Below are 25,678 nucleotides of genomic sequence, written 5' to 3'. Positions count from 1 at the left end.
GCCGAACACCCCGCCGTGAGCGGTTGAGTTGTACAACGTAAGCTGTGCCGGTGCCGAATCGCGACGAGTGGTGCGATACCGCACAGGGGAACATGCTGCACCGAAACGCCTGGGCGGCGGCCGGGCGGCGTGTCCGAAATAGTGAGTTTTGTGTGCGCAGTGTAGAACGGGAGATGTGACGGCATTGGCTACGGACGACCTCCGCCTCCACGCTGTACCCGCCGTCCCCGCGACGGGCGGTCGCCGATGAGCGCCCCCCGCCCCGCGGCGCCCGGCGCCGGGACGGCGCACGCCACCGCGACGGAGAACGCCACGCTCGGCAAGGCCGGAGCGGAGAACTTCCCGGTGGCGCCCTTCTTCGTGCCCGGATCCTGGCGCGCCGACCTCATGGCCGTCTACGGATTCGCCCGGCTCGTCGACGACATCGGCGACGGCGACCTGGCCCCCGGCGGCGCCGACGCCCGCTACCTCGACGTGCCCGAGGACCAGGCGGGCGACCGCCTCGTCCTCCTCGACGCGCTCGAAACCGACCTCGCCCGCGTCTTCCGCTCCACCGGGACCCCCCACCACCCCCTGCTGCGCGCCCTGCGGCCCACCGTGCGCCGCCGCGGCCTCGTCCCCGAGCCCTTCGAGGCGCTCATCGGCGCCAACCGGCAGGATCAGAAGGTCGCCCGCTACGCCACCTGGGACGAACTGGCCGCCTACTGCGAGCTGTCCGCGAACCCGGTGGGCCGCCTCGTCCTCGGCCTCACCGGGACCGAGAGCGACGAGCGAGTGCGCCGCTCGGACGCCGTCTGCACCGGGCTCCAGCTCGTCGAGCACCTCCAGGACGTCGCCGAGGACCTGCGGCGCGACCGTGTCTACCTGCCCGCCGAGGACATGACGCGCTTTCACGTCACCGAGGCGGACCTCGCGGCCCCGCGCGCGAGCGCCCCGGTCCGCGCCCTCATCGCCTTCGAGGCCGACCGCGCCCGCGCCCTGCTCGACGAGGGACTGCCCCTCGTCGCGAGCGTGCGCGGACGCCTCCGGCTCCTGCTCGCCGGTTTCGTCGCCGGAGGCCGCGCGGCCCTGGCCGCGATCGCCGACGCGGGCAACGACGTACTCGCCACCACGCCGAAGCCCACCAAGGCCCGGCTGCTGCGCGAGATGGGAGCAGTACTGCGAGGAGAGGGGTGAGTCCGACGATGAAGGAGCAGGACGTACTGCCCGCGGCGGTGAGCGCCGCCTACGGCTACTGCGAGACCGTCACGGGCGCCGAGGCGAAGAACTTCGCCTACGGCATCCGCCTGCTGCCCGGCGACAAGCGCCGCGCCATGTCGGCCGTCTACGCCTTCTCACGCCGCGTCGACGACATCGGCGACGGCACGCTGGCGCCGGAGGAGAAGACGCGCCGGCTCAACGAGTGCCGCGCGCTCCTGGAGCGCGTACGGACCAAGGACGTCGCCGAGGACGACACCGACCCGGTCGCCGTCGCCCTCGCGGACACCGCGCGGCGCTTCCCGGTCCCGCTCGGCGCCCTGGACGAGCTGATCGACGGCGTCCTGATGGACGTACAGGGCCGCGCCTACCGCACCTGGGACGAACTCGCCGACTACTGCCGCTGCGTCGCCGGGGCGATCGGCCGGCTCTCGCTCGGCATCTTCGGCGTACGGCCCGGCGCGCGCGACCGCGTGCGCGCCCCCGAGTACGCCAACACGCTCGGTCTCGCGCTCCAGCTCACCAACATCCTGCGCGACGTGCGCGAGGACGCCGCGAACGGCCGCACCTACCTGCCCGCCGAGGACCTCGACAAATTCGGTTGCTCCGCGGGCTTCGGCTCGGCGACGCTGCCCGAGGGCGCGGACTTCCCGGGTCTCGTCCACTTCGAGGTGCGCCGCGCCCGCGCGCTCTTCGACGAGGGCTACCAGCTCCTTCCCATGCTCGACCGGCGCGGCGGTGCCTGCGTCTCGGCCATGGCCGGGATCTACCACCGCCTCCTGGACCGCATCGAGCAGGACCCCGACGCCGTGCTGCGCGGCCGGGTCTCGCTCCCGGCGCGCGAGAAGGCGTACGTCGCCGTGCGCGGCCTCGCCGGTGTCGACGCCAAGGCGGCGGCCCGTCAGAGAGCCGGGGGACAACCGTGACACGAGAGGCCCCGCGGCAGGGCCGCGCGAAGGCACCCGTACCCGGTCACGACCGGGCAACCTCCGGGCTGAGGTCCGCGTCCCTCACTGCGCACGCCACCACCCCGGGGGCAGGCAGGGAGGACGCATGACCGAACAGGCCGATTCAGCCACCACCCCCACCGGCGGCGCGGGACACGCCGTCGTCATCGGCGGCGGACTCGCCGGAGTGACCGCCGCGCTCGGCCTCGCCGACGCCGGCGTCCGCGTCAGCCTTCTGGAGGGCAGGCCCCGCCTCGGCGGACTCGCCTTCTCCTTCCGGCGCGGCGACCTCACCATCGACAACGGCCAGCACGTCTACCTGCGCTGCTGCACCGCCTACCAGCAGTTCCTGCACCGCATCGACGCCGCCCACCTCGCCCCCGTGCAGGACCGGCTCGACGTCCCCGTGCTCGACGCCGACACCTGGCGCCTGGGCCGACTGCGGCGCACCCAGGCCCCGGTACCCCTGCACCTCGCGGGCGGCCTCGCCACGTACCCCCACCTGAGCCCGCGGGAACGCGCGTCCGTGGCACGCGCCGCGCTCGCGCTGCGCCGCCTCGACCCCGCCGACCCGGCGCTCGACCGGCGCGACTTCGGGAGCTGGCTGCGCGCGCACGGGCAGAGCCCCCGCACCATCGCGGCCCTGTGGGACCTCGTCGGCGTCGCCACGCTCAACGCCCGCGCCGACGACTCCTCACTCGCCCTCGCCGCCAAGGTCTTCAGGACCGGGCTGCTCACTGAGCCGGGGGCCGCCGACATCGGCTGGGCCCGCGTCCCGCTCGGCGAACTCCACGACACCCTCGCCCGCCGCGCCCTCGACAAAGCGGGCGTCACCACCCGGCTCCGCGCCAGGGTCGGCGCCGTCGAGCGCGCCGAGGGGGGCGGCTGGCGGGTGCGCACCGAGGACGGCATGCTCGACGCGGACACCGTCGTGCTCGCCGTGGCCCAGCAGGAGGCCCACCAACTGCTGCCCGACGGGGCCCTCGACCACCCCGAGCACCTCACCGCGCTCGGCACCTCGCCCATCCTCAACGTCCACGTCGTCTACGACCGCAAGGTGCTGCGCAGGCCCTTCTTCGCCGCGCTCGGCAGCCCGGTGCAGTGGGTCTTCGACCGCACCGCGCCCTCCGGGCTCACCGGGCCCGGCCAGTACCTCGCGGTCTCGCAGTCGGCCGTCGGCGAGGAGATCGACGCGCCCGTGAGCACCTTGCGCGAGCGGTACCTCCCCGAACTGGAACGGCTCCTGCCCGCCGCGCGCGGCGCCGGAATCCGCGATTTCTTCGTCACCAGGGAACGCACGGCGACCTTCGACCCGGCCCCCGGCGGCAGACGGCTGCGGCCCGGCAACACCACCCGTGCCCCCGGGCTCTACCTCGCCGGGGCGTGGACCGACACCGGCTGGCCCGCCACGATGGAGGGCGCCGTGCGCAGCGGCAGCGACGCGGCCCGCGCGGCGCTCGCGAGCCTCGGCCGCACCGGCGCGCACCTCTTCCACTTCCAGGAGGCGGCATGAGCACCGAGGCCCCCGCCGACCGGGTGCCGCTCGGCACCCCCAAGACCAGCACCGCGAACAGAGGAGAGAAGAACGTGCCGACTGTGCCCTCGGCCGAAGCCGCCGCCGACGCCCCGGACGTGACCGCGCTCGTCGAGCGCAGCCGTGCCCTCGTCACGCCGGTGCTGCGGTCCGCCGTGGACCGGCTCGCGCCGCCCATGGACTCGGTGTCCGCCTACCACTTCGGCTGGACCGACGCGGAGGGCAGGCCCGTCTCGGGCGACGGGGGCAAGGCCGTGCGCCCCGCCCTCGCGCTCATCTCCGCCGAGGTCACCGGGGCGAGCGCCGGGACCGGCGTGCCCGGCGCCGTCGCCGTGGAGCTCGTGCACAACTTCTCCCTGCTGCACGACGACCTCATGGACGGCGACGAGCAGCGCCGCCACCGCGACACCGTGTGGAAGGTGCACGGACCCGCGCAGGCCATCCTCGTCGGCGACGCGCTCTTCGCCCTCGCCAACGAGATCCTCCTCGAACTCGGCACCCCCGAGGCCGGCCGCGCGACGCGCCGTCTCACGCGCGCCACGCGCGCCCTGATCGACGGTCAGGCCCAGGACATCTCCTACGAGCACCGCGACCGGGTCACGGTCGAGGAGTGCCTGGAGATGGAGGGCAACAAGACCGGCGCCCTGCTCGCCTGCGCCGCCTCCATCGGCGCCGTGCTCGGCGGTGCCGACGAGGCCACCGCCGACACGCTGGAGCGCTACGGCTACCACCTCGGGCTCGCCTTCCAGGCCGTGGACGACCTCCTCGGCATCTGGGGCGACCCCGAGTCCACCGGCAAGCAGACCTGGAGCGACCTGCGCCAGCGCAAGAAGTCGCTGCCCGTCGTCGCCGCGCTCGCCGCGGGCGGCCCGGCCTCCGACAAGCTCGCCCAGCTCCTCGCCGCCGACGCCGCCGCCACCGGGCCCGACTCCGTGCCGCAGGAGGAGTTCTCCGAGGAGGAGTTCGCCGCCCGCGCCGCCCTCATCGAGGAGGCCGGGGGCCGCGAGTGGACCTCGCAGGAGGCGCGCCGGCAGTTCGACATCGCCATCGGGGCCCTCGACAGCGTCCCGATGCCCCCTCACGTGCGGGCGTCCTTCGTGGCGCTCGCGGACTTCGTCGTCGTACGAAAGAGATGATCACCATCAGACGGACATGCCAGCGATGACGCGCAGTCGCCGACCGGTGCGGTCCGCCCGACGTCCCCGCCCCCTGCCGGCGGACGCCGGGCGGGCCGCGGCTCCGGCCGACGGCGGACCCACAGCAGATGATCGAGACTGCACGAAGGGGAAGCCATGACAGCGACGACCGATGGAAGCACCGGGGCGGCGACGCCCCCGGCTACCACGGCCAGTGCTCCTTTGCACCTCAGCCCCGAGGCGAGTGAAGCCCACGAGGCCACCGCCCGCGCCACCCGGCGAGCCGTGGACTTCCTCCTCGACCGGCAGAGTGACGAGGGCTGGTGGAAGGGCGATCTCGCCACCAACGTCACCATGGACGCCGAGGACCTCCTGCTGCGGCAGTTCCTCGGCATCAGGGACGAGGCCACCACCCAGGCCGCCGCGCTCTTCATCCGTGGGGAGCAGCAGGAGGACGGCACCTGGAACACCTTCTACGGCGGGCCCGGGGACCTGTCGGCCACCATCGAGGGGTACGTCGCGCTGCGCCTCGCCGGGGACAGCCCCGAAGCGCCGCACATGCGCAAGGCGGCCGCCTTCGTCCGCGCCCGGGGCGGGGTCGCCCGCGCACGGGTCTTCACGCGGATCTGGCTCGCCCTCTTCGGCTGGTGGAAGTGGGAGGACCTGCCGGAGATGCCTCCGGAGCTGATGTTCTTCCCCAAGTGGGCGCCGCTCAACATCTACGACTTCGGCTGCTGGGCCCGCCAGACGATCGTGCCGCTCACCGTCGTGTGCGCCCAGCGTCCGGTGCGGCCCGCGCCCTTCGCGCTCGAAGAGCTGCACACCGACCCGGCCGACCCCAACCCGGCCCAGCCCGCTCCGCCGGTCGCCAGCTGGGACAACGTCTTCCACAAGCTCGACAAGATGCTCCACGGCTACCGCAAGGTCGCCCCGCGCCGCGTGCGCGAGGCCGCGATGCGCGCCGCCGCCACCTGGATCGTCGAGCGCCAGGAGAACGACGGCTGCTGGGGCGGCATCCAGCCCCCCGCCGTGTACTCGATCATCGCCCTGCACCTGCTGGGCTACGACCTCGACCACCCCGTGCTGCGCGCCGGGCTCGAATCGCTCGACCGCTTCGCGGTGTGGCGCGAGGACGGCGCCCGCATGATCGAGGCGTGCCAGTCCCCGGTCTGGGACACCTGCCTGGCCACCGTCGCGCTCGCCGACGCGGGCGTCCCGGCCGACCACCCGCAGATGATCAGGGCCGCCGACTGGATGCTCGCCGAGCAGATCGTGCGTCCGGGCGACTGGGTCGTGCGCCGCCCCGACCTGCCGCCGGGCGGCTGGGCCTTCGAGTTCCACAACGACAACTACCCCGACATCGACGACACCGCCGAGGTGGTCCTCGCGCTGCGCCGCGTCGCCCACCCCGACGCGACGCGGGTCGACAAGGCCGTGCGCCGCGCCGTCGACTGGAACGCGGGGATGCAGTCGAAGAACGGGGCCTGGGGCGCCTTCGACGCCGACAACACCAGCCCGTTCCCCAACCGGCTGCCGTTCAGCGACTTCGGCGAGGTCATCGACCCGCCCTCGGCGGACGTCACCGCGCACGTCGTCGAGATGCTCGCCGAGGAGGGCCTCGCCCACCACCCGCGCACCCGGCGCGGCATCGAGTGGCTGCTGGAGAACCAGGAGGCGAACGGCTCCTGGTTCGGCCGCTGGGGCGTCAACTACGTGTACGGGACGGGGGCCGTCGTCCCCGCGCTCGTCGCGGCGGGCATCCCCGCCGCGCACCCGGCGATCCGCCGCTCCGTCTCCTGGCTCGGCCAGGTGCAGAACGAGGACGGCGGCTGGGGCGAGGACCTGCGCTCGTACCAGGACACCGCCTGGCACGGCCGCGGCCACTCCACCGCCTCGCAGACCGCCTGGGCGCTGCTCGCGCTCCTCGCGGCCGGGGAGCGGGACTCGGAGCAGGTGCGCCGCGGGATCGCGTACCTCGTCGAGACCCAGACCGAGGACGGCACCTGGGACGAACCCTGGTTCACCGGGACCGGCTTCCCCTGGGACTTCACCATCAACTACCACCTGTACCGGCAGGTGTTCCCCGTGACGGCGCTCGGCCGTTACCTCAACGGCACGGGCCCGGGGGAGAACTGATGGCACAGGCCCCCGGAACCGGGACCGATCCCGGATCAGCACCGCTGCTCGTCGCCTGCGCGCTCGGCATCGAGCACTTCGCGCTGCGCAGCGGCGGGGGCCGCACCCTGCGGCAGGCCGGCGGCGCGGTGTCCGTGCTGCGCACGGGCATGGGGCCCCGGGCCGCGGAGCGCGCCGTCGAGCGCGCGCTGCGGACCGCACCCCCCACGACCGCCGTCCTCGCCACCGGGTTCTGCGCCGGACTCGCCCCCGGGATGCACCCCGGCGACCTCGTGGTCGCCGAACGCACCGAGGACGCGGCCGGCTCGACCTCGTGCTCCGCCACCGCCGCGCTCGCCGCCGCGCTCGCCCGCGCGATCCCCGGCCGCACCGTCCACACCGGGGTGCTCGCGGGATCGGACCACGTGGTGCGCGGCCCCGAGCGGGCCACGCTGCGCGGGACGGGCGCCGTCGCGGTGGACATGGAGTCCGCCGCGACCCTGCGCACGGCCCGCGCGCAGTCCACCACCGCCACCCGTCCGGTGGCCGCCGTCCGGGTGGTGGTGGACGCACCGGAACACGAACTCGTCCGTATCGGCACGGTCAGCGGGGGAATATCTGCCTTCCGCGTACTCCGTGCCGTCCTGCCTGCTTTCTCTGAATGGCACCGTACTTTTCTGCTCCCCAGGAGGTGAGCCAGATGGCCATGCCGCTTCGCCAGACCATCAGGATCGGGACGTATCTGATGGAACAGAAGCTCCGCAAGCGGGAGAAGTTCCCGCTCATCGTCGAGCTCGAACCGCTCTTCGCGTGCAACCTGAAGTGCGAGGGCTGCGGCAAGATCCAGCACCCTGCGGGAGTCCTCAAGCAGCGCATGCCGGTCGCCCAGGCCGTCGGCGCTGTCCTGGAGTCCGGCGCCCCGATGGTCTCCATCGCGGGTGGTGAGCCCCTCATGCACCCTCAGATCGACGAGATCGTGCGGCAGTTGGTGGCCAAGCGGAAGTACGTCTTCCTCTGCACCAACGCCATGCTGCTCCGCAAGAAGATCGAGAAGTTCACCCCCTCGCCGTACTTCGCCTTCGCCGTGCACATCGACGGCCTCAAGGAGCGGCACGACGAGTCGGTCGCCAAGGAAGGCGTCTTCGACGAGGCCGTCGCGGCGATCAAGGAGGCCAAGCGCCGCGGCTTCCGCGTCACGACCAACTCGACCTTCTTCAACACCGACACCCCGCAGACCGTCATCGAGGTGCTCGACTTCCTCAACGACGAACTCCAGGTCGACGAGATGATGATCTCGCCCGCCTACGCCTACGAGAAGGCCCCCGACCAGGAGCACTTCCTCGGCGTGACCCAGACCCGCGAGCTGTTCAAGAAGGCGTTCGCGGGCGGCAACAGGCAGCGGTGGCGCCTCAACCACTCGCCGCTCTTCCTGGACTTCCTGGAGGGCAAGCAGGACTTCGACTGCACCGCCTGGGCGATCCCCAACTACTCCCTCTTCGGCTGGCAGCGCCCCTGCTACCTCATGAGCGACGGCTACGTGCCCACGTACCGGCAGCTCATCGAGGAGACCGACTGGGACAAGTACGGGCGCGGCAAGGACGAGCGCTGCGACAACTGCATGGCGCACTGCGGCTACGAGCCGACCGCCGTCATGGCCACCATGGGCTCCCTGCAGGCCTCGCTGCGCGCCGCCCGCGAGACGATCGCGGGCAACCGCTCCTGACCGTGACGGGCCGCGCCCGTCCCGACCGGCCCCCACGCGGCCCCGGCCTCGCATCCCCGCGAGGCCGGGGCCCCGTGCCTGCCGCTCCGGTGCGCCGCACGGCCCCGCTCACGCATCCCGCCGACCCGACCGGGCCGGACGTCCGAAGAGAGAGGGCCCGAACGTGACACTGCTCGAAAGCATCCGGGGGCCGCGCGACCTCAAGGCCCTTGGCAGCGACCGGCTGCCCGAACTGGCCGCGGAGATCCGGGAGTTCCTGATCCAGGCGGTCGCCAGGACCGGCGGCCACCTCGGCCCCAACCTCGGGGTCGTCGAGCTGACCATCGCCCTGCACCGGGTCTTCGACTCGCCGCACGACCGCGTCCTGTGGGACACCGGGCACCAGGCGTACGTGCACAAACTCCTCACCGGGCGGCAGGACTTCTCCAAGCTGCGCTCCAAGGGCGGCCTCTCCGGCTACCCCTCGCGCGCGGAGTCCGCGCACGACGTCATCGAGAACAGCCACGCCTCGACCGTGCTCGGCTGGGCGGACGGCCTCGCCAAGGCGCGCGAGCTGCGCGGCGAGGACACCCACGTCGTCGCCGTCACCGGGGACGGGGCGCTCACCGGCGGCATGGCCTGGGAGGCGCTCAACAACATCGCCGCCGCCAAGGACCGCCCCCTCGTCCTCGTCGTCAACGACAACGAGCGCTCCTACGCGCCGACCATCGGCGGCCTCGCCCACCACCTCGCGGCGCTGCGCACCACGGACGGCTACGAGAAGGTCCTCGCCTGGGGCAAGGAGGTGCTCGACCGCACCCCCGTCGTCGGCAGGCCGCTCTACGAGTCGCTGCACGGCGCGAAGAAGGGCTTCAAGGACGCCTTCGCCCCGCAGGGCCTCTTCGAGGACCTGGGCCTCAAGTACGTCGGCCCCGTCGACGGCCACGACATCGCGGCCCTGGAGTCGGCCTTCGCCAGCGCCAAGCGCTTCGGCGGGCCCGTCATCGTGCACGTCATCACCGAGAAGGGCCGCGGCTACGAGCCCGCCCTCGCCAACGAGGCGGACCGCTTCCACACGGTGGGCGCGATCGACCCGCTCACCGCCGAGGCGCTCACGCCGTCCGCCGGGCCCTCCTGGACGGCGGTCTTCGGCGAGGAGCTGGTGCGGATCGCCGAGGAGCGGCACGACGTCGTCGCGCTCACCGCCGCGATGCTCGACCCCGTCGGCCTCACGCCCTTCGCCGAGCGCTTCCCCGAGCGGATCTGGGACGTCGGGATCGCCGAGCAGCACGCGACCGTCTCGGCCGCCGGGCTCGCGACCGGAGGACTGCACCCCGTCGTCGCCGTCTACGCGACCTTCCTCAACCGGGCCTTCGACCAGCTCCTCATGGACGTCGCCCTGCACAAGTGCGGGGTCACCTTCGTCCTGGACCGGGCGGGCGTCACCGGGACCGACGGCGCCTCGCACAACGGCATGTGGGACATGTCGGTGCTCCAGGTGGTGCCGGGGCTGCGCATCGCGGCGCCGCGCGACGCGGGCGAGCTGCGCGCCCAGCTGCGCGAGGCGGTCGCCGTGGACGACGCGCCGACCCTCGTGCGCTTCCCCAAGGAGACGGTGGGGGCGGACCTGCCCGCGCTGCGGCGCGAGGGCGGCCTCGACGTGCTCGCGGAGGACGCCGGGGACGAGGAGGAGGCCGACGTCCTCTTCGTCTCGGTCGGTGTCATGGCGCCCGTGTGCCTCGCCGCCGCCGCCCTCCTGCGCGAGCGGGGCATCCGCTCGACCGTCGTGGACCCGCGCTGGGTCAAGCCCGTCGACCCCGCCCTCGCGCCGCTCGCCGCGCGGCACCGGGTGGTCGCGGTCGTCGAGGACAACAGCCGTACCTCCGGGGTCGGCGCCGCCGTCTCGGTGGCCCTCGCCGACGCCGAAGTCGACGTCCCCGTACGCCACTTCGGCATCCCCGAGCAGTTCCTGCCGCACGCCAAGCGCGGGGAACTGCTCGCCGACCTCGGCCTCACGCCGGTGGAGATCGCCGGACGCATCGGGGCCCACCTGGCCCGTAAGGAGAAGACGCAAGGATGACCACCGGCACGACGGACGCCGCGGCTCCCGGGGGCGAGGGCACGCAGGGCAAAGGTTTCGACCTCAACGGACTGCTCGCCGCGCGTGGCGGCGAGCGCTACGAGCTGCACACCAAGCACCTCAACCACCAGTTGCCGCGGATGCTCCACACGATCGGCTTCGACAAGTACTACGAGCGCGGCGAGGGCGCCCACTTCTGGGACGACCAGGGGCAGGACTACCTCGACATGCTCGCGGGCTTCGGCGTCATGGGCCTCGGCCGCCACCACCCGGTCGTCCGCCAGGCGCTGCACGACGTGCTCGACGCCCAGCTCGCCGACCTCACGCGCTTCGACTGCCAGCCGCTGCCCGGCCTCCTCGCCGAGAAGCTGCTCTCGCACAGCCCGCACCTGGACCGCGTCTTCTTCGGCAACAGCGGCACCGAGGCCGTCGAGACGGCCCTCAAGTTCGCGCGCTTCGCGACCGGGCGCCACCGCATCCTCTACTACGACCACGCCTTCCACGGCCTCACCACGGGCTCCCTCTCCGTGAACGGGGAGAAGGGCTTCCGCGACGGCTTCGCGCCGCTGCTCCCCGACACCGCGCTCCCCGTGGGCGACCTCGCCGCGCTGGAGCGGGAGCTGCGCAGGGGCGACGTGGCCGGGCTCATCGTCGAGCCGATCCAGGGCAAGGGCGTCACCGAGACCCCGCCGGGCTACCTCAAGGCCGCGCAGGACCTGCTGCGCAAGCACAAGGCGTTGCTCATCGCCGACGAGGTGCAGACCGGGCTCGGGCGCACCGGGGACTTCTACGCCTACCAGCACGAGGAGGGCGTCGAGCCGGACCTCGTGTGCGTCGCGAAGTCGCTCTCGGGCGGCTACGTCCCGGTGAGCGCGACGCTCGGCAAGGAGTGGATCTTCAAGAAGGTCTACTCCTCGATGGACCGCGTCCTCGTCCACTCCGCGAGCTTCGGCGCCAACGCGCAGGCGATGGCCGCGGGCCTCGCGGTGCTGCACGTCATGGAGGACGAGAACATCGTCGCCCACGCGCGCCGCACGGGGGACTACCTCAAGCAGCGCCTGACCGACCTGATCCCGACGTACGAGATGCTCGCCGACATCCGCGGGCGCGGCCTCATGATCGGCATCGAGTTCGGCCGCCCCGACTCGCTCAAGCTGCGCAGCCGCTGGGCGATGCTCCAGGCCGCGCGCAAGGGGCTCTTCGCGCAGATGGTCGTGGTGCCGCTGCTCCAGAAGCACCGCATCCTGACGCAGGTCTCGGGGGACCACCTCGAAGTCATCAAGCTCATCCCGCCGCTCGTGATCGACGAGAAGGACGCGGACCGCTTCGTGGACGCCTTCACGGCGGTCATGGACGACGCGCACAACGGCGGCCTCATGGGCGACTTCGCGAAGAACATCGTGAAGCAGGCGGTCGCCCACCGCTGACCCCGTGTTTTGCCTCTCGGGCAAAAAATTTGCCCGAGAGGCACGACGGTGGCTGAATGGAGGCATGAGCACCGAGCCCGAAGGCGCGTCCGAAGAACTCGCCGTCACCGTCGCCCCGCACCTGCGGGAACTGCGCCGCCGCGCGGGCCTCACGCTGGAGGCGGCGGCGAAGGCCGCGAGCCTCTCCCCGGCCCACCTCTCCAGGCTGGAGACGGGCCGCAGGCAGCCGAGCCTGCCGATGCTGCTCGCCCTGGCACGCACCTACGGTACGACGGTCTCCGAACTCCTCGGCGAGACCCCCGCCGGACCGGGCTCGGTCGTCCGCGCCGGCGCGATGGAACCCACCGAGGCGGGCGGCTGGACGTACTGGCAGGCGGGCGGCTCGGGACGCGGGATGCAGGCGCTGCGCGTACGGGTCCCGTACGGCAGCCAGGGCGACATCGTGCGCGTGCACCCGGGGGAGGAGTGGCTGCACGTCCTGACCGGACGGCTCCGGCTGCGCCTCGGCGACAGCGCGCACCTGCTCGGCCCGGGGGACAGCGCCCACTTCGACTCGCTCACCCCGCACCGCATCGCCGCCGCGGACCCGGACGGCGCGGTGCTGCTCTTCGTCCACACGCTCTTGCAGAGCCCGCTCGGCGCGCTCTGCCTCGGCGACGTCCACCCAGGAGGCGCGTAATGCCCGAGTCCGAGTACCAGCCCGAGCCCGCAGGACGGGCCACGGCGGAGGAGCCGAAGGCCCCCGAACCGCAGTCGCCCCCGTCCCCGCGGGCCCCGGAGTCCTCGCCGGAGGACAGCCCGATCCGCCGCTTCGTCGAGGACAAGATCCCGACCGGGCTGTGGGTCCGCGTCTTCGTCTACGTCGTCGCCGCGCACGGCGTCGCGGCCTTCCTCTACCTGCTCTTCGTGCTGGGAGCGAAGAACCAGTAGCGGAGAGATCAGCCCCTCCACCCGCGCGATGCCAGCCCCTCCGGCGAGTGAGGAGCGGGGGTGTGGGGGCGGGGCCCCCACGGTGGGGTCATTCCACGAGCCGTTCCCTCAACCGCTCGCGCAGCGCCCCGTCCATCCCCAGGACTTCCCCGAAATACCGCTCCCGGCCACCCCAGTGCGTGTCGATCGTCTCGAACGCCGCCCGCAGATAGCTCGCCCGCGCCGCGAAGAGCGGATCGAGCAGCTCGGCCACCTCCGGCGCCGTCGGTGCCACCGCGTCCTTGCCGCGCGAGACGCGGTAGCGGCGGTGGCGCGCGTCCGACTTGAGGTAGTCCTCCTCGATCGCCTCCTCCTCCACGCCCACGGCGAGCAGGACGAGCGCGATCGAGGTGCCCGCCCGGTCCTTGCCCGCCGCGCAGTGCAGCAGCGCGGGCACGCTGTCCTCGGCGATCGCCCGCAGCAGCCGCCCGTGCTCGGCGGTACGCTCCTTGATCAGCTGCCGGTAACTGGCCTCCATGCGGGCCTCGGCGCGCCCCTCGCCGAGCGCCGCTCGCAGTTGGCCCACCTCCCCGTCCCGCACGATCCGCCAGAACTCCGCGCCGTCCGCCGGGTCGTTGAGCGGCAGGTGCACATTGCGCACGCCGGGCAGTTCGACGTCGGGGCCTTCGAGGGCGCGGTCGGCGGCGTTGCGGAAGTCGAAGACGGAGTGGAGGCCGAGGCCCGCGAGGTAGGCGGCATCGGTGTCGGTGGCGTGCGCGAGGTGGCCACTGCGGAAGAGGACGCCGCGGCGGGTGCGGCGGCCGTCGCGGGTGGGCAGCCCGCCCACGTCGCGGAAGTTGCGGACGGCGCTCAGCGCGGGCTCCTCCGGCCCCGCCGAGGGGGTGGCGACGGGCTCGGGCGCGGTCCCCGGGGACGGCTGCGTCACGGGACTCCTTCCGGTCGGCCGCCGGCGCGGCTCGCCGGCGGGGGCGCGAGGCCGAGACTCGCACGGACCACGGGGCCGGGCAAGGTACCCGAGCGCGGGAGAACCCCGAGGTGAGCAGCGTCATAGCGGTGACGGACGGTGCCGGATGGGGGTCCGGGGCGGGGTGGACCGTTTTCGCTGCAAACGGCGTACGTCCGGTTCTGTCCGTATCGAGCTGTTTCCACGGAGAGTGACGGAAATCTTCGGAATGGATCACCAAATGTGATTCACAGCGCAAAAAGGCTGCTTGTCCGGCGTGTCGCATTGCCTTTACGGTCACCACCAGTCCGGCCGGAACGCCGAATCCTGCCGCCGCCCCGGACTCTCACGCTCACTCACACCCGTACCGGCAGGAGCGGGGGACCCACACGCTTCACGCCGTTCCCGGTCCTCCCGGGACGGCTCGGGGTGAAGTCACCGCGCGCACCGCGCCGGTGGCCGGGCAGCTCCAGCCCGAACCCGACAGCTCACCCCGCAGGCGACGGAGAAGGAATCCGCATGTCCGCCACGGCCAACCGCCGCTCGTTCACCCGTCGCCTCGCGCTGCTCGGCACCACCGGTGCCGCCGTCGTGGCGCTCCCGCTCACCGCCCTCGGCGGCGCCCACGCCGCGAGCCCCGCGAAGGACGCGACGTACACCGTCAAGACCGGTGACACGCTCATCAAGATCGCCAAGAAGGAGAAGGTCTCCGGCGGCTGGAAGAAGCTCTACGAGCAGAACAAGGGCACCATCGGCGCCAACCCCGGCATCATCAAGCCCGGTTCGAAGCTCGTCGTGAAGAAGGCCGCGACCCCGGCCCCCGCCGCCAAGAAGGCCACCACGGGCTCCGGCTGGACCGCGCCCGTCGACGGCGTCAAGGGCAGCGGCTACGGCCGCAACGGCAGCCTGTGGTCGCACGGCCACACGGGCGCCGACTTCCCGGTCAACACCGGTACCCCGGTCAAGTCCGTCGCCGCCGGCACGGTCGTCACGGCGGGTTGGGGCGGCGCCTACGGCAACCAGATCGTCATCAAGCACGCCGACGGCCACTACAGCCAGTACGCCCACCTCTCCGCCTTCAAGGTCTCGGCCGGGCAGAGCGTCGGCGAGGGTCAGCAGATCGCCGTCTCCGGCGCGACCGGCAACGTGACCGGCCCGCACCTGCACTTCGAGGTCCGCACGGGCCCCGACTACGGGAGCGACGTCAACCCGATCACCTTCCTCGCGCAGCACGGCGTCAACGCCTGAGCGCCGTACCACCGAGAGCCGCCGCGGCCCGTTCCCCCAAGGGGCGGGCCGCGGCGGCCGTTTCGGGACACGACCGCCAAGGGGTGCCGTTTATTCCGGGGTTGGGGCTTTCTTGACCGGTGGTCTTTCTCACTCCGTGTCACCCCCTCCCTACGGTGGCGTAAGTCTGGCGTAAAGGTGAAGGATGCCGAGGTGGCACGAGAAGCGAGGATTCCCAGCAGCAAGGCCCTCCGCGCGGAGGGCACCGTGACGTCCTACGTGGCCGTGGGCGACAGCTTCACGGAGGGCGTGGGCGACCCCGGGCCCGACGGGCTCCTCACCGGCTGGGCCGACCGCCTCGCCGTCCAGCTCGCCGACCGCCTCCCCGAGCGCTCCGCCTTCCGCTACGCCAACCTCGCCGTGCGCGGCAAGCTCCTCGACCAGATCGCCGGGGACCAGGTCCCCCGCGCGGCGGCGCTCGCCCCCGACCTCGTCTCCTTCGTCGCGGGCGGCAACGACGTCCTGCGCCCCGGCAGCGACCCGGACGACCTCGCCGAACGCTTCGAGAAGGCGGTCGCCACGCTCTCCGGCGCGGCGGGCACCGTCATGATCGCGACCGGCTTCGACACGCGGGACACGCCTGTCCTGCGCCACCTGCGCGGCAAGATCGCCACGTACAACGCGCACGTACGCGCCGTCGCCGACCGCCACGGCTGCCTCGTCCTGGACCTGTGGGCCCTGCGCTCGGTGCGCGACCGCCGCGCCTGGGACAGCGACCGCCTCCACCTCGGCCCCGAGGGCCACACCCGCGTCGCCCTGCGCGCCGCCCAGCTCCTCGGCCTCGACATCCCCGCCGACCCCGAGCAGCCCTGGCCCGCGCTGCGCCCGCGCGGCACCTTCGAGGAGCGGCGCGACGACATCGCCTGGGCCCGCGAGTACCTCGTCCCCTGGATCGGCCGCCGCCTGCGCGGCGAGTCCTCGGGCGACCACGTCCACGCGAAGCGCCCGGATCTGCTGCCGCTGTAGAGGGAAGCAGAAGCAGCCCCGCCGGCGGAACCAAATCCGGCCCCTCCGGCGTTTGAGGGGCGGGGGCCCGGGGGCGGAGCCCCCGCAAGGCCCACCCCGGCGAGCGCCGGGCCGACGGACCCGCCGAGTATTGACACGTACCGCCCCGGAACTTCCGCACCCGAGGAGACACCCGTGCCCCCCACCCGCCGCCTCCCCACTCCGCCGGCCTTCGGGGCCGATCCGCGCGGCGCCCGCATGGCCCGTATCCGCCGCTCCCCGCACTTCGACCCGGCCAAGGGCGTCTTCACCAACCCGGAGGGTCCCGCGGGCGAGATGACGGGCGGCGCCCCGACGCCGGACCGCAAGGAACTCCTGCGCACGTACTTCCGCTCCGAGGACCGCGCCCGGCGCGCCCCCTCCGGCGTCCTCCCCGTGCATCCCACGACCCTCGCCGACCTCGCGCGGCCCCCGCGCGAGGGCCTGCGCGTCACCTGGACCGGGCACTCCTCGGTGCTCACCGAGATCGACGGCGCCCGCATCCTCTTCGACCCAGTGTGGGGCGAGCGCTGCTCCCCCTTCTCCTTCGCCGGGCCCAAGCGCCTGCACCCCGCCCCCTTCCCGCTCGCCGCGCTCGACCGCGTCGATGCCGTGGTCATCTCGCACGACCACTACGACCACCTCGACCTGCCCTCGATCCGCACCCTCGCGGCGAGCGGCACGACCTTCGTCGTCCCGCTCGGCATCGGCGCCCACCTGGAGCACTGGGGCGTGCCCGACGCGCTCGTGCGGGAGCTGGACTGGCACGAGTCGACGGAGCTGGCCGGGGTGCGGCTGACCGCGACGCCCGCCCGGCACTTCTGCGGACGCGGCCTGCGCAACACGCAGCACACGCTGTGGGCCTCCTGGGTCGTCGCGGGGCCCGAGCACCGCGTCTTCCACAGCGGGGACACCGGCTACTTCCCCGGCTTCGCCGGGATCGGCCGCGAGCACGGCCCCTTCGACGTGACGATGATCCAGCTCGGCGCGTACAGCGAGTACTGGCCCGACATCCACATGACCCCCGCCGAGGCGCTCCGCGCTCACGGGGACCTCGGCGGCGGGGTCCTCCTGCCGATCCACTGGGGCACGTTCAACCTCGCCCCGCACCCGTGGGCCGAGCCCGCCGAGTGGACGAAGGACCTCGGCGACGCCTCCGGCTCCCGGATCGCCTTCCCGCGACCGGGCCAGCCCTTCGAGCCCGCGGGCGAGCTGCCGGAGGAGCCGTGGTGGCGCGCGGTCTCGCTGCCGCTGGAGCGCCACTGGGAGTCCGCCGGGCCCACCGGTCCGGCCGCGCACCCGGGCGGCGAGCCGGCCCAGGGCCCGGCCCTCGGCCTCGCCGCCGACCGGTGAACGCGGTCCCCACCCCGCGACCGGGCGCGCTCCAGCCTCCCGGCGCGCTCACGCCCCCGGAGGCCGTCCGACCTCCCGGCGTCGCGCCGTCCTCGGTCGCGCCGTCCTCCGTCGCGCCGTCCTCCGTCGCGGCCGACGGGGACGCCTTCCGGGGCGACTGCCCGGGACGTACGGTTCTCGACCACGTGACGAGCCGGTGGGGCGTCCTCATCCTCGCCTCGCTGCGCGCGGGACCGCTGCGCTTCTACGAGCTGCGGGACCGCATCGGCGGCATCAGCGAGAAGATGCTCTCGCAGAACCTCCGCGTCCTGGTCCGCGACGGCCTCGTGGACCGAGAGGTGGAGCCGACCGTGCCGCCGAAGGTGAGCTACGCGCTCACCTCCCTGGGGCGTGAGCTGTCCGACCCCCTCCAGAGCCTCATCGACTGGATCGCGACCCGCACCCCCCAGATCGTCGCCGCCCAGCGCAGCCACGACCTGGGCACCCCGGAGTCCTGAGGCCGGGCCGCACGCTCTCGCCCTGCCGTTGCCCGCAGCCGACGGCCTCGGCCGCCCGGGTCATCCCGGAGCGGGTCCCCGGGACCCGGCTCGGGCGGCAGGCCGAGGAGACCGCTCAGGACCGCCGGGTCCGTCGTGACGAAGAAGGCGCGCACGAGCCGGAGGGCGAGGTCCGGGCGCTCGGCCGGGCGCGCCCCGGGGGCGGCGAACACGCCCTCCGCCCCGGCGGCGGCCGTCCCCGTGTCCCGCGCGCGGCCCGCCGGTGCCTGGCGCGGGTATTTCTCGCTCGCCGGGCGCGGCTGCCGCCGGGGCGGTGCGCGGTGGGCCTCCGTGTTCCGGGGTGCCTGGGGCATCGGCTTCCTCCTCCGTCTCGGGACCGCGGGTCCCTGCCACCGTGGGCCGGGCCGCTGGAGAGCCGGTCGAGCAGGGGTCGGGCCGCCTCTCCAGTCCCGCTTGAGCGGTATCCAGATCCCTTTCCGATACTCGGGGCGCAATCGAGCCTCGACCGGGAACGGGAGTGCCCCCATGAGCAGGCAGACACCACGCGCGGTCGCGGTGATCGGCACCGGAACCATCGCCCTGGGCTGGATCGCCCTCTTCGCGGCGACGGGCCGCGACGTACGGGTCAGCAGCACCCGCACCGACGCGCGGGAACACCTCGACGCGGCGCTCCCCGCCTACGCGGCCTCGCTGCCCGGCGGGGCGCGCGAGCCGAGGGAGATCCTCGCCCGGGTCCGCGTCGTCCCGGAGGCGGGGGAGGTGCTGTCGGCGCCCTCGCACCCGTACACGCGCGCCCCGCTCGCCGCGGAGGCGGACCCTTCCGACACGCCCGGAGAGGAGTGAGCCGCGTCACAACGTGGGGGGTCGGCGCGGCTCTCGCCAGCCTGCCTACGCGAAGGGAGGGGGCTTACCTGGAGGTATGGGCTTACCCGGGGAAAGTCTTCAGCCTAGGCTCGCCCCGTGAACGAGATCACTGTCGAGATCTGGACCGACGTCGTCTGCCCGTGGTGCTACATCGGCAAGCGGCGCTTCGAGCGGGCGCTGGCCGCCTTCGACGCGAAGGAGGACGTGCGCGTCCACTGGCGCAGCTTCGAACTCGACCCCGCCGCCCTGCGGGTCACCGACGAGACCATCCCCGAGCGCATGCTGCGCCGCCAGGGCATCCCGCCCGAGCAGGCCGCCGAACTCCTCGCCGGGGTGAGCGCCCAGGCCGAGGCCGAAGGGCTGGAGTACCACCTCGACCGCGCCCGGCCCTGCAACACCTTCGACGCGCACCGGCTCGTCCACCACGCGGGCACGCGGGGCCTCGCGGAGACCTTCCAGGAACGGCTGATGCGCGCCTACACCGCCGAGGGCGTCTCGGTGGGCGACCACCCCACCCTGCTGGCCCTCGCCGAGGAGGCGGGGCTCGACGCGGCTGCCGCCGCCGAGGTGCTGGCCGGTGACGCGCACGCCGAGGACGTACGGGCCGACGAGGACCGGGCCGCCCGGCTCGGCGTCGGCGGGGTGCCCGCCTTCGTGATCGGAGGACGCTGGTCCGTCTCGGGCGCCCAGCCCGCCGAACTCCTCACCGGTCTCCTGGAACGGGCCCGGACCGGAGCCACCGCCTGACGGTCACCCGGTCCGTCCGCGGGGTGGGCGCGGCCGGGTGCCGTCGCGCCCCGCCGTCCGCGCACCCCACCTCGCCCCTCCGCGCCCGCACCGCCCCCGGGCCGTCCCGCCCGGGGGCCGGTCACCCGGGTCACCACGACCAGCGCGTAGGACTCCGTCTCGACGGCGCCGTCCGCACCCGGGCGCACGTCCCAGCATCGAGAACCAGTGCCGCCGCTGGACGGGGTCGTCGGCGAACCGGCGGGCGTTGAAGCCGCGCACCTCCTCCGCGATCGCCGCCCTGCCCCGGGCCGCCGGGGTGTCGGGGGAGTGGGCGAAGACGCCCTCCGCCGCGAAGGTGGCCGCGAACTCCTCGGCCCGTACCGCGTCCAGGTGGTGTGCCTGGCGCGCGTAGAACGCCTGTACCTCGGTGTAGAGCGCCGCGGAACGCGCCGCGTCGCCCGGCAGGGACCCGGCCCTCACGTCGTCCGGCGGGGTGGTGGTCGTCACGGGAGCCTCCCAGAAGGTGTCTGACCTGTCCCGGCAAGCCTCCGCGCCGTGGCTCGACGGCCCCTTGAGCCCCCCTCAAGGGAGCGCCGCGAGGCTGGCACCAGCACCGCGGCGTCACCACCGACGCCCCCGCGCCGAGGAGGAAGGCCATCATGACCACAGCAGCTCCGCACACCCGCCCCGGGGAGGCAGGCACCACCCGGGGACCCGCTCTCGTGACCGGCGCGACCCGGGGCATCGGCCTCGCTGTCGCCGAGGCGCTCGTCGCGCGCGGCTATCCCGTGGTGGCCCGCGCCCGCGACGCCGAGGCGGTCGCGCGTACCGTCAAGGAGCCGGCAGCGGGCGGCGCCCGCGTCGAGGGCGTCGTCACCGACGGCGCCTCCGTGCACGAATACGTCGCCACCCAGTGGCCCGCCCGGCTCCCGCACGTCAGCAGCGTCGCCTTCACGACCACCCCGGCGACGCCGCTCACGGCGGGCGCGGAGGTGCAGCACCTGGAGATGGAGACGCGCGCGGACGACGGCACGCGCCACCTCACCCGCTCGATCCGCCTCGGCTTCGCCACCCTCGGCCTGCCCCTCCTCGGGCAGGTACGCGGCGTACCGCCCGGCGTAGGCGGAGAGCGAGGCCGCCCACGCGGCCGAGGTGCAGCCCGTCCCGAGGCGCAGGACGGCCTCGGCGAGTCCCCCGAAGCCGCCTTCGGCGCCGCCGTGGGCCGCGGGCACGAAGTGGCGGGCGAAGCCCGCCGCCACGATGCCCGCGACGACTTCCCCGGTGAGACCCCGCTCCTCCTCACCGCGGCGCGCGTGCCCGGCCGCGAGCGCGGCGAGCGCCCCGGCCCGTTCCGCGAGCGCTCCGGGGGGCGTCCCGGCCCCTTCGTCCGCCGCCCCGGTCCGCTCGGCGTGTGCGGGTGCGGCGAGGGTGGTCGATTGCTCCGTCATCGGTACGTCACCTCCACGCCGAACATCTCCCGGCCTGCTGGAGGCGCGCTCGACTCGCGCTGGACGAGGCGGGGACCGAGCGCTCAGACGAGGGGGTCCTCGGCCGGTGCGCCGGGCGTGGGCACCGGGGCGTGGACCTGCGGCGCGGTGTGGGCCTCGGCGCGCAGCCGCGCGAAGGCGGGCCTGATGCCGGGGGCGCTCGCCGCCGCCCGGTGGGCGGCGGCGTCGCTCCAGTCGGCGAGCATGGCCCACCGCTCGGGGTGGTCGGGCGAGCGGTGCAGGCGCAGGGAGAGGAAGCCGGGTTGCGCGCGCATGTGGGCGCAGATCTCTTCGAGGACCGCGAGGAAACGGCTCTCGTCGCCGTGCAGGAGCACCTGGTTGATCATGGTCACCATGTGTCCACCCGACACCGTCCCGCTTGAGTCCCGCTCGAAGAGGCACCGCCGACACGCGGGCGGGCGCGGGGAGTGAGGGGTACGGAGGCGTCGTGGTGACGCTTTCGGAGGCGGCCGGTGACGCGCGGGGGCCGCCTGTGGGGGTTCCCCACCGGCGGCCCCGGGCCGTGCGTGCTCAGCCGAGCGGTGCGGGGAAGGTCGGGTACTCGACGCCTGAGACGTGCTGGACGACCCGTACGACCTGGCACGAGTAGCCGAACTCGTTGTCGTACCACAGGTAGAGGATCGCGTTGTCGCCGTCGACCTTGGTCGCCCCGGCGTCCACGATCGAGGCGTGGCGCGAGCCGACGAAGTCGCTGGAGACGGCGTCGGCGGAGGTGGTGAAGTCGATCTGGCGGCGCAGCGGCGAGGTGAGGGAGACCTCGCGCAGGTGGGTGAGGACCTCCTCGCGGCTCGTCCCGCGGCTCAGCCGGAGGTTCAGGATCGCGATCGACACGTCGGGGACGGGGACGCGGATCGAGCTGCCGCTGATCTTCGCCTCGAGGTCCGGCAGGGCCTTCGCGACGGCCGAGGCGGCACCCGTCTCGGTGAGGACCATGTTGAGCGGCGCGGACCGCCCTCGCCGGTCGGACTTGTGGTAATTGTCCAGCAGGTTCTGGTCGTTGGTGAAGGAGTGCACCGTCTCGACGTGGCCGCTCTCGACGCCGAACTCGTCGGCCATCGCCTTGAGCGGCGGCACGATGGCGTTCGTCGTGCAGGAGGCGCAGGAGATGATCCGCTCGTCCGGCTTGATCGTCTCGTGGTTCACGCCGTGCACGATGTTCGGCACGTCGCCCTTGCCGGGCGCGGTGAGGACGACCTTCGCGACACCCGGGCGCAGGTGCTGCGAGAGGCCCGCGCGGTCGCGCCAGCGGCCCGTGTTGTCGACGAGGATCGCGTCGTTGATGCCGTAGGCGGTGTAGTCCACGGTCGCCGGGTCGTCGGAGTAGATGAACCGGATCGTGTTGCCGTTCGCGATGAGGGTGTCGTTCTCCTCGTCCACGATGATCGTGCCCTGGAACTGGCCGTGCACGGAGTCGCGGCGCAGCAGTGAGGCGCGCTTGACGAGATCCTGACCGGCGGCCTTGCGGACCACGACGGCGCGCAGGCGCAGGCCGTTGCCCGAGCCGGCCTTCTCGATGAGCAGCCGGGCGAGGAGCCGCCCGATCCGCCCGAAGCCGTAGAGGACGACGTCGCGCGGGGCGGCGCGCTCGATCTTCCGCTCGCCGGTCGCGCCCTCGACGGCCCGCGCGGTGAACTCGGCGACGCTCAGGCCCCGGTCGTCGCTCTTGTAGGTCTCGGCGAGCATGCCGATGTCGATCTGGGAGGGGCCGAGGTCGAGCGTCGTGAGCGCCTGGAGGAACGGCATGGTCTCGGTGACCGACAGCTCCTCGCCCGCGATCTGCCGGGCGAATCGGTGGGTCTTGAGAATCCCGACCACCGACTTGTTCACCAGCGAGCGGCTGTGCAGCAGCACGGTGACGTCCCGTTGCCGCTGGAGCCTGCCGATGACGGGGATCATCGATTCCGCGATCTCCTCGCGGGTCTTCCAGTTGGTGAACGAGTCCTCGTTGACAGTCACAGATCCATCTTTCGAGCTAGGCAGCGCTCATATGTTAACCCGATGGGTGTGATCATCTGCCGGGCGCGGGTGTGATGTACGACCAGTTCGGGGCGGGTGCGGGACGCAGGGGGCGGGGCGCAGGGGCGGGGCGCGTCGCTCAGCCCGCGTACGTCCGCACATACCCGAACCGTGCCGTCGCGCCCGCCGTGTTGAGTGCCACGAGGCCGATCCGCAGCGGCGCCGAGGCGTCCGGGAGCGTCCACGTGCCGGTCCACGTCCAGTGCGTGCCGTCCGTGCTGCTCGCCGCGCGCACCTCGTGCAGATCGCGCGCCCTGTCGACGTGCCGCGCGAGGCGCAGCCACACCGTGGCGCCCGGGGCCCCGCCGAACATCGGCCCGTACGCGTTCGCCGCCGGTGGCCGCGCGGCCGGGAGCGCGCCCTCGCGCGCGAACTCGGTGACGTGGGTGACCTGCCCGTCCTTGTGGCTCACCGGCAGCACGGCGTGGACGAGCTTCACGTACCGGTCGTCGTCCCCGTACAGGACGAGCCCGGCCTGCTGATTGCCGGGACCGTTGGTGATGCTCAGCTTCGTCTCGACGACGAAGTCGCCGCTCGGCGCGGGCCTGTTGAGGACGGACGCGGTGTTCGTGCCGAGGTTCAGCTCGGCGTTCTGGGTGGGGAGGAGGAAGTCGCCGCCGCTCGTGCCCGCGCCCGTCGTGGGACCGCGCACCCAGCTCCAGCCCGCGTTGGGGGCCGGACCGTCGAACTCGTCCCCGTAGAGGCCCAGTTGCGGTCCCGTTCTCGGGTCGGGGACGCGCTCCGGCACCGGGGTGTACAGCCGCGCGCCGCCGACGTTGTCCGCCTGCGCGCCCGCGCCGCGCGCGGCGATCCCCACGTGTCCCGCGCGGACGGCGGAGTCCGGCACGGTACGGGTCTGTGTCGCCACCGCGTCGTGCAGCCGGTCGGCGCTCACCTCGACGGTGAGCCGGGTGCCGCGCAGCTCGGCGGCGACGTTGCGCCAGGCGCCCCACTGGAAGCCGGAGGGCAGCGGCGTCGACCACCGGCCCGCGCTCCTCCCGTTCACCAGGACGTCGGTGACGAGGCTGTTGGTGGGCCGGTCGAGCCACGCGACGATCTGGTCGCCCGCGTCCTGGTGCGCGAGGACGAGCCCCGCCGAGCCGCCCGCCGCCGTGACGCGCAGGTCCGCCTCGGCCCGTACGCGCGCGGGCGCCGAGCCGGGGGAGACGAGGTACCCGGCCTCCCGGCCCGCACCCGTACGGCTCACGAGGCCGCCCGCGTCGCGGTCGCTCCCGGGCGCCCAGGCCCCGGTGTCCGCGCCCCGCGCCTGCCAGCCGTCGAGGCCACCGCTCGCGAAGGTGCTCCCGGTGTCCCACGCGGTGACCGGTGCGGGCCGCGCGTCGTGCGAGGGTCCCGCGCCCGCGCGGACGACGGGCCAGCCGTCGATCCAGTCGAGCCGGTCGATGAGCAGCGGGCGCCTGCTGAGCGTCCGGTCGATGCCGGGGACGCGCGCCAGATCCGGGTCGGCGGCGGGGATCGCGTGGTAGACGAGCCAGTCCTGCCCCGACAGGTCGGTCTGGAGCGCGTTGTGCCCGGCGCCGATCCAGCGCCCGTCACCGCCCACCACCACCGTGCCCTTGCTGCTCGCCGCCATGAGCGGGACGCCCTGGTCGTCGCTGAAGGGGCCCGTGGGGCTCTGGGACCGGCCCACCTTCACCTGGTAGCCGCTGGCTCCGCCGTCGCAGCACCCGGCGTCGGAGTAGAAGAGGTAGTACCAGCCCTCGCGGCGCACGACGAACCCGCCCTCCACGCGCCGCCCTTGGGCCACCTCGGTCACCTGGCCCTCGACACGGGTGCGGTCGCCGTTGAGGCGGGCGACGCAGATCGTGTCGTAGCTGCCCCAGTAGAGGTACGGCTGCCCGCCCACGTCGGTGAACTGCGCCTGGTCGATGTTGCCGCTCGCGCAGCCGCTCGGGCTCGGCAGCACGGCGCCCCGGTCGGTCCACGGCCCTGTCGGCGTCGGCGCGGTCGCGACGCCGACGGTGTTCCGGTCGGGCACCGAGTAGTACAGCGTGTACTGCCCGTCCGTGTAGCGGATGTCGGGCGCCCACAACCGCGAACCGCCGTGCCAGGCGGGCTGGTCGGCCGGGGTGAAGACCTCGCCCGCGTACGTCCAGTGGGTCAGGTCGGCGGAACGCAGGATCGGCAGCATGCGCTCGCCGGTCTCCCCCTTGCTCTGGAAGACGGGGTTCTGGGTGCCGTACGCGTACCAGTAGCCGTCCTTGCCCCGGATCATCGCGGGGTCGGGGAAGGTGTCGACGGCCTGCCCGGAGACGGGGTTGGTGTACGTGGCCGGGGCGGCCTCGTACCGTACGCCCGCCTCCGCCGCGTGCGCGCGGCCCGCCGGGGGCAGCACGCCGAGCAGGAGCGCGGCGAGGGCGGCGAGGAGGAGTTGGGGCCGTAGGAGTGCGGGTCTGCGCTGCACGGCG

General features: G+C 73.6%; 22 protein-coding genes, 1 pseudogene and 1 riboswitch. Of the genes and pseudogenes, 18 read left to right on the top strand and 5 right to left on the bottom strand.

Annotation, left to right across the window (positions count from 1 at the left end; all coding sequences use genetic code 11):
* Positions 1-246 precede the first annotated feature (246 nt).
* The 11 genes from hpnC (at position 247) to STTU_RS03300 (ending at position 13,068) form a co-directional block, all read left to right on the top strand.
* Positions 247-1,176 (top strand): squalene synthase HpnC, encoded by a 930-nt coding sequence (hpnC, locus tag STTU_RS03350; RefSeq protein ID WP_007819838.1) that lies wholly within the window; start codon positions 247-249, stop codon positions 1,174-1,176.
* 8 nt (positions 1,177-1,184) lie between these two features.
* Positions 1,185-2,123, top strand: a complete 939-nt coding sequence (gene hpnD / locus STTU_RS03345; RefSeq protein WP_007819836.1) for a presqualene diphosphate synthase HpnD — start codon at positions 1,185-1,187, stop codon at positions 2,121-2,123.
* Positions 2,124-2,250: 127 nt separating this feature from the next.
* A complete protein-coding gene (hpnE, locus tag STTU_RS03340) occupies positions 2,251-3,657 on the top strand; it encodes a hydroxysqualene dehydroxylase HpnE (RefSeq protein ID WP_007819833.1) in 1,407 nt (468 codons plus the stop codon).
* Positions 3,654-4,814 carry a polyprenyl synthetase family protein gene (locus STTU_RS03335; protein WP_043253968.1) on the top strand — a complete coding sequence of 387 codons (1,161 nt, stop codon included), beginning with the start codon at positions 3,654-3,656 and terminating at the stop codon, positions 4,812-4,814. Before hpnE ends, STTU_RS03335 begins: the two co-directional genes overlap by 4 nt.
* Before the next feature lie 156 nt (positions 4,815-4,970).
* A complete protein-coding gene (gene shc / locus STTU_RS03330; protein WP_043253967.1) occupies positions 4,971-6,950 on the top strand; it encodes a squalene--hopene cyclase in 1,980 nt (659 codons plus the stop codon).
* Positions 6,950-7,624: a hypothetical protein gene (locus STTU_RS03325; protein WP_007819826.1), complete on the top strand. Its 675-nt coding sequence runs from the start codon at positions 6,950-6,952 to the stop codon at positions 7,622-7,624. Before shc ends, STTU_RS03325 begins: the two co-directional genes overlap by 1 nt.
* Before the next feature lie 5 nt (positions 7,625-7,629).
* Entirely contained in the window at positions 7,630-8,652 is a 1,023-nt protein-coding gene (gene hpnH, locus STTU_RS03320) for an adenosyl-hopene transferase HpnH (protein ID WP_007819823.1), read from the top strand.
* 163 nt (positions 8,653-8,815) lie between these two features.
* Positions 8,816-10,711 carry a 1-deoxy-D-xylulose-5-phosphate synthase gene (gene dxs, locus STTU_RS03315; RefSeq protein WP_007819821.1) on the top strand — a complete coding sequence of 632 codons (1,896 nt, stop codon included), beginning with the start codon at positions 8,816-8,818 and terminating at the stop codon, positions 10,709-10,711.
* Positions 10,708-12,138: an aspartate aminotransferase family protein gene (locus tag STTU_RS03310; RefSeq protein ID WP_052862310.1), complete on the top strand. Its 1,431-nt coding sequence runs from the start codon at positions 10,708-10,710 to the stop codon at positions 12,136-12,138. The genes dxs and STTU_RS03310 overlap by 4 nt, the downstream gene beginning before the upstream one ends.
* A 64-nt stretch (positions 12,139-12,202) precedes the next feature.
* Positions 12,203-12,817: a helix-turn-helix domain-containing protein gene (locus STTU_RS03305; RefSeq protein ID WP_007819819.1), complete on the top strand. Its 615-nt coding sequence runs from the start codon at positions 12,203-12,205 to the stop codon at positions 12,815-12,817.
* Positions 12,817-13,068 carry a DUF6126 family protein gene (locus STTU_RS03300; protein ID WP_007819818.1) on the top strand — a complete coding sequence of 84 codons (252 nt, stop codon included), beginning with the start codon at positions 12,817-12,819 and terminating at the stop codon, positions 13,066-13,068. The genes STTU_RS03305 and STTU_RS03300 overlap by 1 nt, the downstream gene beginning before the upstream one ends.
* An 88-nt stretch (positions 13,069-13,156) precedes the next feature.
* Here STTU_RS03300 and STTU_RS03295 read toward each other — a convergent pair whose 3' ends face one another.
* Positions 13,157-13,993, bottom strand: a complete 837-nt coding sequence (locus STTU_RS03295) for a tyrosine-protein phosphatase (RefSeq protein ID WP_007819817.1) — start codon at positions 13,991-13,993, stop codon at positions 13,157-13,159.
* Positions 13,994-14,350: 357 nt separating this feature from the next.
* Positions 14,351-14,528, top strand: a riboswitch (cyclic di-AMP (ydaO/yuaA leader).
* Between the two features lie 2 nt (positions 14,529-14,530).
* Here STTU_RS03295 and STTU_RS03290 point away from each other — a divergent pair.
* The 6 genes from STTU_RS03290 (at position 14,531) to STTU_RS03265 (ending at position 19,743) form a co-directional block, all read left to right on the top strand.
* Positions 14,531-15,259: a M23 family metallopeptidase gene (locus tag STTU_RS03290; RefSeq protein WP_043253965.1), complete on the top strand. Its 729-nt coding sequence runs from the start codon at positions 14,531-14,533 to the stop codon at positions 15,257-15,259.
* A gap of 192 nt (positions 15,260-15,451) precedes the next feature.
* Positions 15,452-16,264 carry an SGNH/GDSL hydrolase family protein gene (locus STTU_RS03285; protein WP_043253963.1) on the top strand — a complete coding sequence of 271 codons (813 nt, stop codon included), beginning with the start codon at positions 15,452-15,454 and terminating at the stop codon, positions 16,262-16,264.
* A 237-nt stretch (positions 16,265-16,501) separates the two neighbouring features.
* Positions 16,502-17,635: an MBL fold metallo-hydrolase gene (locus tag STTU_RS03280; RefSeq protein ID WP_007819814.1), complete on the top strand. Its 1,134-nt coding sequence runs from the start codon at positions 16,502-16,504 to the stop codon at positions 17,633-17,635.
* Complete coding sequence (locus tag STTU_RS36010) at positions 17,632-18,132, top strand: winged helix-turn-helix transcriptional regulator (RefSeq protein ID WP_043253960.1); 501 nt, start codon at positions 17,632-17,634, stop codon at positions 18,130-18,132. The genes STTU_RS03280 and STTU_RS36010 overlap by 4 nt, the downstream gene beginning before the upstream one ends.
* A gap of 525 nt (positions 18,133-18,657) precedes the next feature.
* Positions 18,658-18,975 (top strand): 3-hydroxyacyl-CoA dehydrogenase NAD-binding domain-containing protein, encoded by a 318-nt coding sequence (locus STTU_RS03270; protein ID WP_007819809.1) that lies wholly within the window; start codon positions 18,658-18,660, stop codon positions 18,973-18,975.
* A 117-nt stretch (positions 18,976-19,092) separates the two neighbouring features.
* On the top strand, positions 19,093-19,743 hold the full coding sequence (locus STTU_RS03265; protein ID WP_007819808.1) for a DsbA family oxidoreductase: 651 nt from the start codon (positions 19,093-19,095) through the stop codon (positions 19,741-19,743).
* Positions 19,744-19,746: 3 nt separating this feature from the next.
* Here STTU_RS03265 and STTU_RS03260 read toward each other — a convergent pair whose 3' ends face one another.
* Positions 19,747-20,232: a nuclear transport factor 2 family protein gene (locus STTU_RS03260; protein ID WP_234019126.1), complete on the bottom strand. Its 486-nt coding sequence runs from the start codon at positions 20,230-20,232 to the stop codon at positions 19,747-19,749.
* A 152-nt stretch (positions 20,233-20,384) separates the two neighbouring features.
* On the opposite strand from STTU_RS03260, the pseudogene STTU_RS32575 reads away from it, so the two are divergent.
* Positions 20,385-20,579 (top strand): annotated as a pseudogene (locus tag STTU_RS32575) (SDR family NAD(P)-dependent oxidoreductase); the annotation flags it as partial.
* Between the two features lie 677 nt (positions 20,580-21,256).
* On the opposite strand, the gene STTU_RS03250 reads toward STTU_RS32575, so the two are convergent.
* From STTU_RS03250 to STTU_RS03240, 3 genes are all read right to left on the bottom strand, one after another.
* Positions 21,257-21,568 (bottom strand): antibiotic biosynthesis monooxygenase family protein, encoded by a 312-nt coding sequence (locus STTU_RS03250; protein WP_043253953.1) that lies wholly within the window; start codon positions 21,566-21,568, stop codon positions 21,257-21,259.
* A 175-nt stretch (positions 21,569-21,743) separates the two neighbouring features.
* Positions 21,744-23,189 carry a glyceraldehyde-3-phosphate dehydrogenase gene (locus tag STTU_RS03245; RefSeq protein ID WP_007819802.1) on the bottom strand — a complete coding sequence of 482 codons (1,446 nt, stop codon included), beginning with the start codon at positions 23,187-23,189 and terminating at the stop codon, positions 21,744-21,746.
* Between the two features lie 139 nt (positions 23,190-23,328).
* Entirely contained in the window at positions 23,329-25,674 is a 2,346-nt protein-coding gene (locus STTU_RS03240; RefSeq protein ID WP_007819801.1) for a family 43 glycosylhydrolase, read from the bottom strand.
* Between the last annotated feature and the right edge of the window lie 4 nt (positions 25,675-25,678).

The organism is Streptomyces sp. Tu6071 (assembly GCF_000213055.1).
GTDB lineage: Bacteria > Actinomycetota > Actinomycetes > Streptomycetales > Streptomycetaceae > Streptomyces > Streptomyces evansiae.
This window is presented reverse-complemented; position numbering and strand designations above follow the sequence as displayed.

Bases quoted from the DNA above. Each gene is read 5' to 3' on its own strand.
- hpnC (WP_007819838.1), top strand. From the start codon at position 247: ATGAGCGCCCCCCGCCCCGCGGCGCCCGGCGCCGGGACGGCGCACGCC.
- hpnD (WP_007819836.1), top strand. From the start codon at position 1,185: ATGAAGGAGCAGGACGTACTGCCCGCGGCGGTGAGCGCCGCCTACGGC.
- hpnE (WP_007819833.1), top strand. From the start codon at position 2,251: ATGACCGAACAGGCCGATTCAGCCACCACCCCCACCGGCGGCGCGGGA.
- STTU_RS03335 (WP_043253968.1), top strand. From the start codon at position 3,654: ATGAGCACCGAGGCCCCCGCCGACCGGGTGCCGCTCGGCACCCCCAAG.
- shc (WP_043253967.1), top strand. From the start codon at position 4,971: ATGACAGCGACGACCGATGGAAGCACCGGGGCGGCGACGCCCCCGGCT.
- STTU_RS03325 (WP_007819826.1), top strand. From the start codon at position 6,950: ATGGCACAGGCCCCCGGAACCGGGACCGATCCCGGATCAGCACCGCTG.
- hpnH (WP_007819823.1), top strand. From the start codon at position 7,630: ATGGCCATGCCGCTTCGCCAGACCATCAGGATCGGGACGTATCTGATG.
- STTU_RS03310 (WP_052862310.1), top strand. From the start codon at position 10,708: ATGACCACCGGCACGACGGACGCCGCGGCTCCCGGGGGCGAGGGCACG.
- STTU_RS03305 (WP_007819819.1), top strand. From the start codon at position 12,203: ATGAGCACCGAGCCCGAAGGCGCGTCCGAAGAACTCGCCGTCACCGTC.
- STTU_RS03300 (WP_007819818.1), top strand. From the start codon at position 12,817: ATGCCCGAGTCCGAGTACCAGCCCGAGCCCGCAGGACGGGCCACGGCG.
- STTU_RS03290 (WP_043253965.1), top strand. From the start codon at position 14,531: ATGTCCGCCACGGCCAACCGCCGCTCGTTCACCCGTCGCCTCGCGCTG.
- STTU_RS03280 (WP_007819814.1), top strand. From the start codon at position 16,502: ATGGCCCGTATCCGCCGCTCCCCGCACTTCGACCCGGCCAAGGGCGTC.
- STTU_RS03270 (WP_007819809.1), top strand. From the start codon at position 18,658: ATGAGCAGGCAGACACCACGCGCGGTCGCGGTGATCGGCACCGGAACC.
- STTU_RS03250 (WP_043253953.1), bottom strand. From the start codon at position 21,568: ATGGTGACCATGATCAACCAGGTGCTCCTGCACGGCGACGAGAGCCGT.